Here is a 13851-nt window from a genome sequence, read left to right on the forward strand (position 1 = left end):
CGCGTTCCCCGGTCGGGCACCGCTGTGTACGCTGTGTCCATATAAACATCCTGTAGACACGCTGTCCATATAACCGGGAGGACCAGTGGCCCAGCTCACGCCGGACGCCCCCACCCCACCGCGCCGTGGTCGCGGCCGTCGCCCCGCCGACCAGGTACGCGCGGAGATCCTCACGGCGGCCGGCGCTCTCCTGCTGGCCGAGGGCATGGCCGGTTTCACCATCGAGAAGGTCGCGGCCCAGGCGGGGGCCAGCCGGATGACGATCTACAAGTGGTGGCCGTCCAGGGGAGCGCTCGCCCTGGACGGCTACTTCACAGTGGTCGCGCCCACGCTTGCCTTTCCCGACACCGCGGACATCGTCGCCGACCTGACCAACCAGCTCGTCGCCTTCGTCCACCTCGTGCGGGACACCTCCGCCGGGCGGGTCATCAGCCAACTCATCGGCCAGGCGCAGACCGACCCGGAGCTGGCCGCCGCCTACCGGGAGCGCTACTCCGGCCCCCGGCGCGCGCTCGCCGTGGAGACCCTCACCAGAGCCATGACCCGCGGGCAGCTCCGCGCCGACATCGACCCGGAATCCGTCGTCGACCAGCTCTGGGGCGCCTGCTACCACCGGCTCCTGGTCCCCGACCTGCCGCTGACCGAGGACTTCGCCCGCACCCTCGTCGACAACCTCGTACGCGGGCTGCGCTGACCGGCGACCTCCCGGACCGCGCCGACGGGTCGCGCTGCCGGGCGGCACTCCCGGACCGCGCTGCCGGGTCGGCGGTTACCGCACCTGGCCGCGCCAGGGCTCGGCCGGACCCTGGGGCCGGTCGCCGCGCAGGGTGATGCGATGGACGACCCGGCGTGCGCCGCCGTAGTCACGGTTGGCGTAGTGGGCGGTGCTGCGGTTGTCCCACATCGCCACGTCGCCGGTGCGCCACCGGTGGCGCACCAGGTGCTCCGGCTTGGTGAGGTGTGCGTAGAGCAGGTCCAGGATCGCCCGGCTCTCGGCCTCCGACACTCCGACGATGTGTGAGGTGAAGCCGGGGTTGACGAAGATGCCCCGGCGTCCGGTCTCCGGATGGACGCGCACCACCGGGTGTTCCACCGGGTCCAGTCGGGTGACCACCTCGCCGTCCCACACGCTGCCCCGACCACCGCGGCGTTGGGCGAGGTAGTAGCCGAACTCCCGGTTGCCGTCGTGCACGGTCACCAACGTGTCGACAAGGCGGCGTACCGGCTCGGCGAGCGAGTCGTACGCGAGTTGGCTGTCCGCCCAGGTCGTGTCTCCGCCGCTGGGCGGCAGCGTCACGGCGCGCAGGATCGAACCGAGGGGTGGACGGGAAACGAATGTGACGTCGGTGTGCCACACGTCGGCGAAGCCGTTGTCGGCGCTGTCCAGGGCGTACACCTCGGGATGACTCTCGTCCACCCCGCCGACCACGGGGTGGGAGGCGGTCAGCTCCCCGAGCCGGCGACCGAGGCGTACCTGGCCGTCGTCGTCGAGGCGCTGGTCGGCGAAGAACAGCACCTTGCGGTCCACGAGCGCGGCGCGCACCGCCGCGAGTTCGTCATCCGTCGCGCCGTGCAGGTCGAGGCCACGCACCTCGGCGCCGAAGTGCGGCCCGAGTGGATCCAGGGTCAGCTTCACGAGGGTGTCGGTCACGGTGTGCCCCTTTCGATCAGGCGGCTGCGGCACGCACGGCGTGGCCGATGGTGGCGCGCAGGGCGGCGTACTCCGGTGAGCCGCGCAACTCGTCGGGTTCGACGCCGCTGCGCGGAAGGTCGACGTCCAGGTCGAGGGCCACCCGGCCGGGCCGGCGGGTCAGGACGATCACCCGACTGCCCAGGAAGACGGCCTCGTCCACGCTGTGCGTGACGAACACACACGTACGGCCGGTTTCGGCGCTGACCCGGCGCAGGTCCTCCTGCAACCGCTCCCGGGTGAGCGCGTCGAGGGCGGCGAACGGCTCGTCGAGCAGCAGCAACGGGTTGTCCACGGCCAGCGCCCGCGCGATGGCCACCCGCTGCTGCTGGCCGCCGGAGAGCTGCCAGGTACGGCGGTGCGCGACGTGCGGCAGGCCGACCCGGTCCAGCAGCGCGGTCACCCGGGGCGTCCGCTCGGGCCGTGGCACGCCGGCGTAGCGCAGCGCGAGACCGACGTTGCCGCCGACCGTCTTCCACGGCAGCAGCCGCGGTTGCTGGAAGACCAGACCGGCGTTTCGGCCCGGCACCGGCGGCCGGCCGGCGGCGGTCACCGTGCCCGTCGTCGGCCGTTCGAAGCCGGCGACCAACCGCAGAAGCGTCGTCTTGCCGCATCCGGAGGCGCCCACGAGGACCAGGAAGGCGCCCGGCGGGACGCGGAGGTCGACCGGGCCGAGGGCGGTGACCGCCGCCGACCCGGTCCCGTACGTGTGGGTGACGTCGCGGACCTCGACCGCGGCGTCAGGGTTGGAGGACACTCGGCAGGCCCTTTGTGTAGATGGCCGCTTCGAACACCGACCGGTCCGGTATCGCGTCGATCTTCTTCTGCGCCTTGAGGAAGACCGCCGCGTTGTACAGGTTGTCGGCGAGCGCGCCGACCTTCTCCGGCGAGCCCAGCCACTCCGGGCTGGACAGGTCGGCGGGCTTGAGGAACACGCCCTGGCTCAACTGGTGCTGCGCCGCGGCGGCGTCCAGGTTCAGCTCCCGACCCACGGCTGTCGCCGCGGCGGTCGGGTCGCTCGCGATGAGGTCGAGGGCCTTCGCCTCCGCCTTGCGCCACGCGTCGACGGCCTCGGGGTGCGCGTCGGCGAACGCGGAGGAGACCACCCCGAGGTCAAGTGTGGGCTTGCCGGCGGCGGCCAGCTCGCGGCTCGTGACGAGCACCTTGCCGCTCTTCTTGAGGTCGTCGAGCGAGGGCAGCCAGGAGTACGCGGCGTCGAGGTCGCCGCGGGTCCAGGCGGCGAGGATGTCCTGCGGCTCCAGGTCGACGAGGGTGACCTCGCTCTCCTTGACCCCGGCGCGTGCCAGGGCGGCGAGCAGGCTGAAGTGCGCGGTCGAGGCGAACGGGGTGCCGATCTTCTTGCCCCGCAGGTCGGTGATGGTGGCGACGTTCGCGCCGTTGCGGGCCACCAGCGCCTCGTTGTCACCGGCGACGTCGAGGACGAAGGCCACCCGGTAGGGAAGGTTCAGTGGCGCCGACAACCCGCGCGCGACCGGGCTGGAGCCGATCGCGGCGATGTCCACACTGCCGGCCGCGAACGCGGTGTTGATGCTCGCGCCCGAGTCGAACTTGGTCCAGGTGATCGCGTAGTCCGGCAGCGCCTCCTCCAACAGCCGCTGGTTCTTCACGATCAGGTCGCCGCTGGGGAACGCCTGGTAGGCGAGCCGGATGCTCTTGCGCTGTGGGTCGCCGCCGCCGCTGGCGGCGCCGTTGCCGCAGCCGGCGAGTGGGGCGGCGGCCAGCAGCAGGGTGGCCGCGAGGAGGGTTCCGACACGTGGTCTGCGCACGGGACGTCCGTTCTGCGAGGTGGGGAGGGCGCGGGTCAGCTTCGACCGCGCCAGGGAACGAGCCGGTCCTCCGCGGTGCGCAGCAGCGCGTCGATGAGGAGGCCGGACAGGCCGATGGCGAACAGGCCGAGCACCACGACGTCGGTCTGCGAGTAGCGCTGCGCGTCGCGGACCATCCCGCCGATGCCCGGTACGCCGTTGATGGTCTCGGCGGCGACCACCGACGAGTAGGCGATGCCCACGGCGAGGCGGATGCCGGTGAAGATCTCCGGAAGCGCGTGGGGCAGCACCACGTCGCGGGTGACCGCCCAGCGACCGCCGCCCAGCGCACGGGCGGCCTCGACGAGGGTGGCGGGCGCGGCCCGGACGGCGGAGGCGGTGGCAACCGCGACCGGGGGCAGCGCGGCGATGGACAGCAGCCACAGCTTCGGGGTCTCGTCGATGCCGAACCAGATGATGAACAGGCTGAAGTACGCCAGCGGCGGCAGCGCGCGGACGAAGGTAACGACCGGCTCGGTCGCGACCCGCACCCAGGTGACAGTGCCCATCACCAGGCCGAGCACCAGGCCGGCCGCCACGCCCACCACCGAACCGATGAGGATGCGCCGCAGACTCACGCCGAGGTGCTCGATCAGCAGGTGACCGCTGTAGCCCCGCACACCGTCGTGCGTGGTCGAGGTCTGCACGAGGCGGTCCCACACGGCGCCCGGCGGGGGGATGAAGGTGGGGTTGTCGGTCAGCAGCGCGAGGATCTGCCAGATCGCCAGCAGGACCACCAGGGAGACGGCGCGCAGCGCGATGCGTCGCCACCACCCGGCCCGCTCGGCCGCGCGCGGGGGACGTGCCGGTGGTGGAGCACCGACCTCGGAGCCCACGGTCTGCGCTGCGGTCACAACAGTCATGGCCTCTCCCGATCACGATGACCCACTATTCCTACAGTTTTAGTGGGGTATCCACAAGGGATCGCCCACTGCGTGGAATCTCCGCCTCGGTCCGGGCCACTCGGCCGACCATTGGCCGGAGCCCACCCGGCCAAATATGAAGACCATGTTCAATCGGTGCTAACGTCATTGATCGATGCTTATACGATCGCCAGTCTCGGGCGGCCGGCGCCGCGGGCTGAGGTGACGATGCTCCTCCACTTCGACCTGCTCGGGCCGCTGACGGTGTCACGGGACGGCCGACCGGTCGCCCTCGGATCGACGAAACAGCAGGTGGTGCTGGCCGCTCTGCTGCTCCGCCCCGGCGAGGCGATCTCCGCCCACGAGCTGATGACGATGGTGTGGGGCGACCAGCCCCCCGCCTCGGCCGCCGCGAACCTGCGCAGCTACCTGCGGGGGCTGCGCCAGGCACTCGACCGCGCTCCGGACGAGAGCCGTCGAATCCTCACCACACCTGGCGGCTACCTGCTTCGCATCGAGCCGGACGAGCGGGACCTGGACCGGTTCGACGCGGCGGCGGAACGCGGACGGGCGGCGCTGGCAGCCGGTGACCCGGCGGCGGCGCAGCCGGAACTGGCCGTCGCGCTCGGCATGTGGCGGGGGTCCGTCTTCGCCGGGCTGCCCCTGCCTCGGCTCCTCACCAGCCGGGTCGCGCGGATCACCGAGCGGCGGCTGCTGACCGAGGAAAACCACGCCGCGGCGCGGCTCGCGCTCGGCGAGGCGGCCCAGGTGATCCCCCGGCTGCGCGCGCTACTCGACCGTCACCCGCTGCGCCAGCGGGCCTGGGCCCAGCTCATGACAGGTCTCTACGAGATCGGCGACATCTCCGGGGCGTTGGCGGCGTTTCAGCAGGCCAGACGGGCGCTGGCCGAGGAGACCGGCATGGACCCCGGCCCCGAGCTGACGCGGCTGCACGACGACATCCTGCACCACCGTCTCGGGCAGCGGTCCACGACGACCGGGCCGGCGGACGACACGGCACCGGGCCGCCCTCGGCAACTGCCACTCGCCCTGCCCGGCTTCGTCGGGCGCAACGCCGAGCTCGACCTCCTCGACGCGGCCCTCGGCGCCCGGCCCGAGCGGGCCGCCACCGTGGACATCATCACCATCAGCGGCATGGCCGGCGTGGGCAAGACGACGCTCGCGCTGCACTGGGCCCATCGGGCTGTCGACCGCTTCCCCGACGGCCAGTTGTACGTCAACCTCCGCGGCTACGACGACGCGGACGCGGTCTCCCCCGCCGACGCCCTTGTCGACTTCCTCGATGCGCTCGGCGTGCCGGTCGGCCGTATCCCCAGCAGTGTCGACGCTCGGGCCGGGCTGTACCGCAGCCTGCTGGCCTCGCGCCGGATGCTCGTCGTGCTCGACAACTCGCGCGACGCCGACCAGGTACGGCCGTTGCTGCCCGGCGTGGGCCAGTGCGCGGTCCTGGTGACCAGCCGCGACCAGCTCAGCAGCCTCGCCGTGGCCCAGGGCGCCCGACCGCTGACGCTCGAGGTGCTGACGGCCGCCGAGTCGACGAGGCTGCTCCGCACCCGGCTGGGCGCCGACCGGGTGGCCGCGGAACCGGCGGCGACCAGCGAGATGATCGAATCGACGGGCCGCCTCCCGCTCGCCCTGTCCATCGTGGCGGCCCGGTTGACCGCCCGGCCCACCTTCCCGATCGACGCCGTCGCGGCCCAACTACGCCCGTCCGAATCCCGGTTGGAGCAACTGGCCGACGGAGACGTCCGCCGGGTCTTCTCCTGGTCGTACCGGACGTTGAGCACCGAGGCAGCCCGCCTCCTGCGCCTGCTCGGCCTGCACCCGGGCCCCGACCTCACCGGAGACGCCGCCGCCGCGCTGCTCGGCCGCCCCCGCACGGCCGTCACGCCGCTCCTGCAGGAGCTGACCCGTCTGCACCTGTTGACCGAGCACCTCCCCCAGCGGTACGCCCTGCACGACCTGCTCCGGTCGTACGCGGCCGAACTGGCCCAGGCATCCGACCTGGCCGAGGAGCGACAGGCCGCGGCACGCCGGATGTACGACCACTACCTGCACAGCGCGCACCCCGGCGCGGTGTTGCTCCAGCCGACCTGGGCACCCATCGACCTGGAACCACCGATGCCGGCGAACGTGCACGTGCCGATGCCCGACCGCGTCGTCGCGGCGGCCTGGTTCCACGCCGAGCACCCCGTCCTGCTGCGGGTGCTGCGGCAGGCCGCGGACACCGGCTTCGAGCGGTACGCCTGCCAGCTCGCCTGGACCCTGGCCGCGTACCTCTCGCCCCGGGGCATGTTCCAGGAGCAGCTCGCGGCCCAGCAGGCGGCGCTCGCGGCGGCGCAGCGCATCGGCGACGTCCGGGCGCAGGCGCTGGCCAGCCGGATGCTCGCCCGCGCGCTCATGCGGCTCGGCGACGAGCACGCGGCCGAGCAGCACGTGCGGCGGGCGCTCGAGCTGTACGAGCAACTCGAGGACCTGGACAGCCTGGCGCTGATCCTGCGCCAGTACACCGAGCACTGCACCCAGTACGGCCGGCTGGACGAGGCGCTCAAGCACAGCGCGGAGGCGCTCCGGGTCTCGCAGCTCATCGGCAACAGGTACGCCGAGGCCCGCGCGCTGAACGTCAAGGGTTACCTGCACGCCCTGACCGGTGACTACCACCAGGCCGTCGTCGACTGCGCCGAGGCGCTCACCCAACAGGAGGCGATCGACGATCGCGTCGGGCAGGCCGCGACGTTGGACAGTCTGGGCTTCGCGTACCACCGGCTCGGTGACCCGGCCCGGGCGGCGGTCTGTTACGAGCAGTCCGTCCAGCGCTTCCAGGAGTCGGCCAACCGGTATCACGAGGGGCTGACCCTCGTCCGGCTCGGCGAGGCGCGGGAGGCGATGGCCGACCCTCCCGCCGCCGCCGAGGCCTGGCAGCGGGCGATACGAATCTACGACGACCTGGGCAACCCCGCCGCCGAGGTGGTGCGGCAGCTGCTGGCACGTGTCGCGCCCGGCCCTCCGGGTCGGTGAACGGGCGACCTCCGGCTACAGCGGCCGGGCCGTCTGGAGCTGGTCGCGGATCAGCGCCTCGTAGTAGCGCCCGTGCGCGATCAACTCCTCGTGCGTGCCCTGCTCCACCAGGGCGCCCTCCTCCATCACGCCGATCAGGTCCGCGTTGAGCACGGTGCTCAACCGGTGCGCGATGACGATCCGGGTGCACGACAGCGCGGAGAGGACCTCGTCCACCCGACGCTCGGTGACCACGTCCAGGTGGCTGGTCGCCTCGTCGAGCAGCAGCAGCGGCGGGTTGTGCACGAGGGCGCGGGCGAGGGCGAGCCGTTGCCGTTGGCCGCCGGACAGCCCACCGCCGCCCTCGGTGAGACGTGTCTCGTACGCCATCGGCATCGCCATGATCTCGTCGTGGATCTGTGCGCGACTGGCGGCGAGGACGACCTCGTCGTAGGTCGCCGACGGGTGGCCGAGGGAGATGTTGTCGCGGACGGATCCGGCGAACAGGGCCGGCTCCTGGTTGACCATGCCACACCAGCGGCGCAGCTCGCGGAAGTCGAGGTCCTGCAGGAGACGCCCGTCGAAGCGGACCTCGCCCTCGCTGGGCACGTACAACCCGATGATCGTCTTGGCGAGTGTCGTCTTGCCCGAACCGGTCCGCCCGACGAGCGCCACCTTCGCGCCGGCCGGAATGGACAGGTCGACCCCGCGTACGGCCCAGGCGGCGTTGGCGCTGTAGCGCATGCCGACCCCGCTCAGCGTCACCTGCCCGGAGATGTCGCCCGGCGGCTGGGAGGTGGAGCGGTCCTGCTCGGCGGCCTCGTCCAGGACGTCCCGGATCCGTTCCAGGTGGGTGCCGACGGTCTGTAGTTGGCGGGCCGTGTTGACGAGTCCCATCAGCGGGGTGAGGACGGCCGCGGCGAGGGCGTTGAGCGCCAGCATGGTGCCCAGCGACATCGCGCCGGCGACGACCTGGTGTGCGCCGACCCACAGCAGGAGCAGCGGCGAACCCATCCGGAACACCCCGAGCATCGCCTCCAACCCGGTCTCCAACTGACGGCGGTGCAGCGAGGCGAACTGCCGGGTCTGGAACAGCCCGGACCAGCGGCCGAGGACCTGCTGCTCGGCGCCCATCGCCTTGACCGTCTCGGCCCCGGCCAGCACCTCGACCGCGTAGTTCTGCTCCTCGGCCTGCGCGGCGATGTCCCGGTGCGTACGTTCCCGCATGGCCCGGTACGTCGCCACGATCGCGCCGAGTTGCAGCAGACCCAGGCCCAGCACCAGCCAGGCGTAGAGCGGCGCGATCGCCAGGAGCATGCCGACGTAGACGACGACGAACAGCCCGTCGAGGACGAGCGACATCGTCTGGCTGGTGACCATGTCGCGGATGACGGTGTTGCTGGACATCCGCATCAGCAGGTCACCGCTGCTGCGCAGTTGGAAGTAGGAGTACGGGAGGGCGAGCAGGTGGTCGAAGAAGCGCCGCATCATGGTGTCGTCCATGCGGGCGTGCAACACGTTGAGGACGGCGCCTCGGGCGTAGGTGCCCACGCCCTGGGTGGCCAACAGCAGGAGCATGCCGAGGCCGAGGACGGTCAGGGCTTCGACCTGCCCCTTGCCGATCACCGTGTCGACCGCGAACTTGGTGATCAGTGCGGGCAGCAACACGGCCAACTGCAGCAGCAGCGAGACGACCAGGACCAGGGCGAGCAGCGGACGGGAGAAGGTCAGCATGCTGCGGGCGAACCGCAGGGAGGCCAGCCGCCCCGGTCGGGGACGTCGCTCGAAGTCCTCGCCCGGGGTGAGTTCGATGGCGATGCCGGTGAACCCCTCGCCGAACTCGTCGCGGCTCAGCCGCCGCCGGCCCATCCCCGGGTCGACGACGACCGCGCCGCGTCGGTCCCACCGTTCCAGCACCACGTAGTGCCGGAAGTTCCAGTGCACGATCGCGGGCAGCCGCAGCTGTGACAGAGCCTCGAGATCGACGCTGACCCCGCGGGCCCGCATGCCCGTCCTGCGGGCGAGTTGGGCCATCTGCAGGGCGGTGGCGCCGTCGCGGCCGATGCCCAACTGCTCCCGGCACTCGGCCACGGAGGTCCACCGCCGGTAGGCGCTGAAGACCATGGCCAGGCACGCGGCACCGCATTCGGTGGCGCTCATCTGGAGCATGATCGGCACCCGGCGGCCCGGTCGCGGCCAGCTCACCGTCATCGCAGGACCCCCTCGATGCCGGGCACCAGCTCCAGCAGGGTGGGTCTGGCGACCACCAGACGGAGCCGGCCGAAGGCCTGCTCCGCGCCGCCGGAGAGCAGGACGACGGTGACCGGCCGGGCCACCTCCGCCGGGAGGTTCCAGCGCCGGGCGGCGGCGTCGTCCACGACGACCTCGGCCCGGACGACCCGCAGGGTCGCGCGCCCGCCCTCCTGCACGAGCGTGACCTCGGCGCCCTGCGCGGGCTCGGGATCGAGGCGCCCGGCGAACATGGAGACCAGATTCGACCCGTCGGCACCGATCAGGACGCCGTCGACAGTGCGCGGCACCCGCATGACCGCCGCGAAGCCCAGGCCGATCAGCAGCAGTACGGCGAGCGCGACAAGTGGCCGTCGGGAGGACCGGATCGGGCTCCGCGCCGGGCCGTCGTGCACACCACCGCGGTAGGTGGCCAACGCCTGCGGGCGGTACGGCCACACCTGCTCAGCCACGCCCGTCACCACCCACCACGGCAACCGGAGGCTCGACGAGCAGGATCGACGGGACCCGGTCCGGCAACGCCAGGCGGAGCAGGTTGTAGCCGATGCCGGCGATGCCGCTCATCAGGCCGGGAGTCTCCACGCCGAGGGGAACCCCGCACAGCCACCCGTCCCGGTCGATGTAGTCGAGGATGCTGGCGGCCACCAGCTCGGCCTGCCGGGCGGCGTCCTCGTCACCGCGGACCCGTGCGGCGGCCAGCAGGGCCTCGACGTTTCCGAGGTCGCCGTGGCAGATGCTGTGGTTGCCGGTGCCCGTGATGACCTCGCCGGTCAGGCCGAACCGCAGCATGCCGGTGCTGGCGTCGCGGAGGTCGCGGTCGAGCAGGTCGTGGTCGTCGACGTAGCCGGCCAGATCGGCGCGGGCGAGCGCGATGCCGGGCCCGCCGTGGCACCAGGCGACCATCGAGTACCGCTCCGGCGTGGTGTCCCGCAGGTCGAGCCAGCACATGTGCTCCGGGTCGAAGGCGGAGCGCTCGTAGCGCACCGCGCCCTCCACCAACGGCAGGTGGTCACGGTTGCCGAGCGCCCGGTCCAGCCGGGCCAGGGCGACGGCGATGCCGGACCCGCCGTGCGAGAAACCCGCGAGCGGTCGACTCGGGTTCACCGCGCCCGCCCAGCCGATCCCGTCGCCGGCCGGCTCCGCCCGGTCCGCCAGGATCCGGGCGAACGTGCGGGCCGCGTCGAGCACCGGCTCCGACGGCCGCGCCGCGTGCAGCGCCAGCAGCGCGAGGATCGCTCCGGCCGCGCCGCTGATCACGTCGTACGCCTCGTCCTGCGGTGCGAGGTGCAGCAGGACGGGCACGACGCGTTCGGCGGCGTCCACCAGGTCGTCGCGCTGCCACAGGGAGCCCAGGTGGCTCAACGCGTACAGCGGCCCACCCAGCTCGTTGAAGGCCCCGACGGTGAAGTTCTCCAGGCTCTCCGTCGGCGTCTCGTCGAGCAGGTCGACCTGACGCACCAGCATGCCGGCGGCGACCTCGGCCGCGCCGCGGAAGCGCTGCTCGCCGCTGACCTCGCCGAGGTAGCCGAGGAACAACGCGATTCCGGACAGCCCGCTGTAGAGGTCGATCCCGACCGGGCCCAACTGCCAGATCTTGTCGGCCACCAGGGTGTGCCCGAGCCAGGCGATCGAGTCCTCGCCGGTGTCGGCCGACAGCAGCAGCCGATCGCCGGCGGCGCACGCGGCGGCGACGAACCGGTCCGTGCCGGCGGGAGCGGTGGCGGCGGTGACCTGGTACTCCGACCACTGCCCCTGACTCTCCACACCCATCGTCAGCGCAGCGAGCGAGCTGCGCAGGATCCAGGTCTGCTGGGCCAGGTGCGCGTCGGAGAGGGCGCCGATGCGCCGCCGGGACCGCTCCAGGCCGCTTGTGGGCAGCACACCGGCGACCACCGAGCCGTCTCCGGCCACGAAGTCGTGCGAGGCGGGCGTCGTGCTGAAGAAGGGGATGTCGCCGCGGCTCAACTGTGCCTGCTCGGCGGTGGCGATCCGGGCCTCGGCACCGGGCCACTCCTCCTGCAGCCAGAGGAAGCTGAAGAACCGCTCCCGGTCCAGCGCGTTGCGCAGCAGGTCGGGGTGGCGGCTCTCCTGCAGCAGCTTGCCGTAGGTGCGGGTGGCGCGCAGGATCACGCGTACCTCGTCGGCGGCGAACGCGGCGACCGGCCCGTCCGGTGCCAGGAGCGCGTCGCGGTGGCGGTGCAGCAGCCGGTAGGTCTGCTCGAACCCGGTCATGATGTCGGCGCTGAAGTCGAGCGTGTGGTGCGTCGCGTCGCTCAGGCTGGGGAGGTTCTGCCCGCCGCCCATCTCGATCCGTTTGCGGACCAGGCGCATCTCGTCGGTGCCGGACTCCTCCCAGGTGGCGACCGGGGTGGGCGTGAGCTGCCCGGCGGTGCCGGCGAGGCCGCTGAAATCGACGCCGCCGACGCCGTCGTCGTCCTGGTAGATGATGGGCCGGGGCAGGAGCCCGACCTCCAGGACCGACTCCCGCATCGTCCGGAACGACTCCGCCGAGACGCCGATCTGCTGGTCGGTCTGCTCACCCTGCGGGTGGAAGAGGGCTTCGAGGTCGACGAGCATCGGGTGCTCGCCGGCGGCGATGATGTTCTCCAGGTGGAAGTCGACGGCCGCGAGGCTGTGCAGCAACGCCAGGTAGCTGCCCTGCCGCGTGTAGAAGCGGCGCAGCGCGTCGTGGTCGGCGCAGGGCCCGGCGGTGACGAACTCCGACCAGCCGTAGTCACCGCGGTCGAGCACCCACATGGTACGCAGCGACGGTTGCGCGCCGCGCGCGTTGAGCCACTCCAGCAGGTGCTGGAAGTGCAGCTCCACCTGCAGGCCCCGGGGCTTGTAGACGGCGCGGGCGCCGTTGGCGAAGCGGACGAACCCGACCGAGCGGCCACCGCGGTGCGAGTCGCCGGCACCGAACGACACATCCGTCACGGTGCCCAGCTCCGCCGGGTCGCCCAGCCTGGCGGCCAACGCGGTCGCGTCCGCGGTGAGGCGCTCGGCGAACTCGACCCGGGCGTCCACCCAGTTGTCGACGAGGACCGTCGCGTCCCGGGCCAGCACCGGGTACTCCATCAGGACGTCGAGTGTGTACTTCGGGTCGCGCAGCCGCCGGGCGAAGTCCTGGAAGCGCTGCTGCGAGGTCTCCCCCGCCAACTGCCCCTGCATCCGCAGGACGTTGAGTTCCAGCACGAGCACCCGCCCGACGAGCAGGTTGATCGCCCCGTAGGGCGGCTCGCAGAGCTGCTCGGCGAGCAGGTCGGCGTCGACGTGTGACCCCGGCGTACGCGCGCAGGCCGCGTGCACCGCCTCGCGTACCCGGCGCACACCGTCGTCCACGAGCGGCCGCACCAGCTCGACGAACGCGGCGTGCGGGTGCGGCTCGTGGTGGTGGTCGTGCTCGTGGTCGTGGTCGTGCCCGTGGTGGTCACTGTCGCCGGTCCCGCCCGGCCGGTGGTCGCGCCAGGCGCGCTCGATGGTGCGCACGTAGTCCGGGATGTCGGCGAATCGGCGGCGGACCGTCTCCGGCGTCTCGCCGAGCACCCCGCTCAACGTCGGCTCGTCGAGGCCGAGGGCGTCGAGCCAGCTCTCGAACAGGTCGGTGTCACCGGCGAAGACCGGCTCGTTCTTCCACCGATCGAGCCGGAGCCGCCCCCGGTCCTCGTCCACCGCGCCGGTCGGCGCCGCACCGCCGAGCCTCTCCGGCAGGGAGTACGCCAGGTACCAGCAGGGGTTCGAAACGTCCACCGGGTCGTGGCCGGGCAGGTGCGACTGCGTCATCGGGGGTGCTCTCTCTCGCGCAGCGGTCGGGTCTCGCGGGGACGGTGCCCGGACACCTCAGGCGTCCGGGCACCGCCGGTCCAGCGGGTGGATCAGGCGGTGCACAGGCCGCAGGTCGACTGCGTCTGGCAGGTGCCACAGGTGGTTCCGCCGCACGTCGCGCCACAGGAACCGCACGGGGTCTCCCGGGCGGTGAAGCCGCCACAGCAGCCGAGGGTCCAGATGCCCTCGGTGCGTGCGCCGGCGATGTGCGCGAGGACGTCGTCACCGAGTTCGACCACGCCGCAGGGGTGCTCCGGGAGCGCGGCCAACTGCTCGGCGGAAAGGCTCGCCCGGTACTCGGGGTCCTTCCAGGCTTGCACAATGTCCATGAAGGGCTCTCCTCAGGGGATTGGGGATGCGCTGGCGAGTGGACGCAGGT

Annotated in this window: 10 protein-coding genes; 2 read left to right on the forward strand and 8 right to left on the reverse strand. The window is 72.2% G+C overall.

All coding sequences use genetic code 11. From position 1 onward, the window contains the following. Positions 1-85: 85 nt before the first annotated feature. Positions 86-694, forward strand: coding sequence for a TetR-like C-terminal domain-containing protein (locus ACGFH8_RS00770; protein WP_393361314.1), 609 nt, complete (start codon positions 86-88; stop codon positions 692-694). A gap of 75 nt (positions 695-769) precedes the next feature. Here the strand turns inward: ACGFH8_RS00770 and ACGFH8_RS00775 are convergent, their stop codons facing one another. The 4 genes from ACGFH8_RS00775 to ACGFH8_RS00790 are packed head-to-tail and all read right to left on the reverse strand — an operon-like array spanning position 770 to position 4379. Further along, positions 770-1651, reverse strand: a complete 882-nt coding sequence (locus ACGFH8_RS00775) for a TauD/TfdA dioxygenase family protein (RefSeq protein WP_393361317.1) — start codon at positions 1649-1651, stop codon at positions 770-772. Positions 1652-1667: 16 nt separating this feature from the next. Next, complete coding sequence (locus ACGFH8_RS00780; protein ID WP_393361320.1) at positions 1668-2447, reverse strand: ABC transporter ATP-binding protein; 780 nt, start codon at positions 2445-2447, stop codon at positions 1668-1670. Then, positions 2431-3477, reverse strand: coding sequence for an ABC transporter substrate-binding protein (locus tag ACGFH8_RS00785; RefSeq protein ID WP_393361323.1), 1047 nt, complete (start codon positions 3475-3477; stop codon positions 2431-2433). Before ACGFH8_RS00785 ends, ACGFH8_RS00780 begins: the two co-directional genes overlap by 17 nt. Before the next feature lie 35 nt (positions 3478-3512). Further along, positions 3513-4379, reverse strand: a complete 867-nt coding sequence (locus ACGFH8_RS00790) for an ABC transporter permease (protein ID WP_393361326.1) — start codon at positions 4377-4379, stop codon at positions 3513-3515. Positions 4380-4607: 228 nt separating this feature from the next. Here ACGFH8_RS00790 and ACGFH8_RS00795 point away from each other — a divergent pair, with 228 nt between their 5' ends. Further along, the gene (locus ACGFH8_RS00795) at positions 4608-7418 is read left to right on the forward strand and encodes a BTAD domain-containing putative transcriptional regulator (protein ID WP_393364405.1); all 2811 of its coding nucleotides are present in this window, start codon (positions 4608-4610) and stop codon (positions 7416-7418) included. 15 nt (positions 7419-7433) lie between these two features. Here ACGFH8_RS00795 and ACGFH8_RS00800 read toward each other — a convergent pair whose 3' ends face one another. The 4 genes from ACGFH8_RS00800 to ACGFH8_RS00815 form a co-directional block, all read right to left on the reverse strand. Further along, positions 7434-9608 (reverse strand): peptidase domain-containing ABC transporter, encoded by a 2175-nt coding sequence (locus tag ACGFH8_RS00800; RefSeq protein WP_393361329.1) that lies wholly within the window; start codon positions 9606-9608, stop codon positions 7434-7436. After that, positions 9605-10099 (reverse strand): hypothetical protein, encoded by a 495-nt coding sequence (locus ACGFH8_RS00805; protein WP_393361332.1) that lies wholly within the window; start codon positions 10097-10099, stop codon positions 9605-9607. Before ACGFH8_RS00805 ends, ACGFH8_RS00800 begins: the two co-directional genes overlap by 4 nt. Further along, positions 10092-13430, reverse strand: coding sequence for a type 2 lanthipeptide synthetase LanM family protein (locus ACGFH8_RS00810; protein WP_393361335.1), 3339 nt, complete (start codon positions 13428-13430; stop codon positions 10092-10094). The genes ACGFH8_RS00805 and ACGFH8_RS00810 overlap by 8 nt, the downstream gene beginning before the upstream one ends. 92 nt (positions 13431-13522) lie before the next feature. Beyond that, positions 13523-13801 carry a mersacidin/lichenicidin family type 2 lantibiotic gene (locus ACGFH8_RS00815; protein WP_393361338.1) on the reverse strand — a complete coding sequence of 93 codons (279 nt, stop codon included), beginning with the start codon at positions 13799-13801 and terminating at the stop codon, positions 13523-13525. Between the last annotated feature and the right edge of the window lie 50 nt (positions 13802-13851).

Source organism: Micromonospora sp. NPDC049175, assembly GCF_043197345.1.
Classification (GTDB): domain Bacteria; phylum Actinomycetota; class Actinomycetes; order Mycobacteriales; family Micromonosporaceae; genus Micromonospora.

Coding starts and splice junctions, on each gene's coding strand:
- ACGFH8_RS00790 (WP_393361326.1), bottom strand. CDS start 4,379: ATGACTGTTGTGACCGCAGCGCAGACCGTGGGCTCCGAGGTCGGTGCT.
- ACGFH8_RS00795 (WP_393364405.1), top strand. CDS start 4,608: ATGCTCCTCCACTTCGACCTGCTCGGGCCGCTGACGGTGTCACGGGAC.
- ACGFH8_RS00800 (WP_393361329.1), bottom strand. CDS start 9,608: ATGACGGTGAGCTGGCCGCGACCGGGCCGCCGGGTGCCGATCATGCTC.
- ACGFH8_RS00810 (WP_393361335.1), bottom strand. CDS start 13,430: ATGACGCAGTCGCACCTGCCCGGCCACGACCCGGTGGACGTTTCGAAC.
- ACGFH8_RS00815 (WP_393361338.1), bottom strand. CDS start 13,801: ATGGACATTGTGCAAGCCTGGAAGGACCCCGAGTACCGGGCGAGCCTT.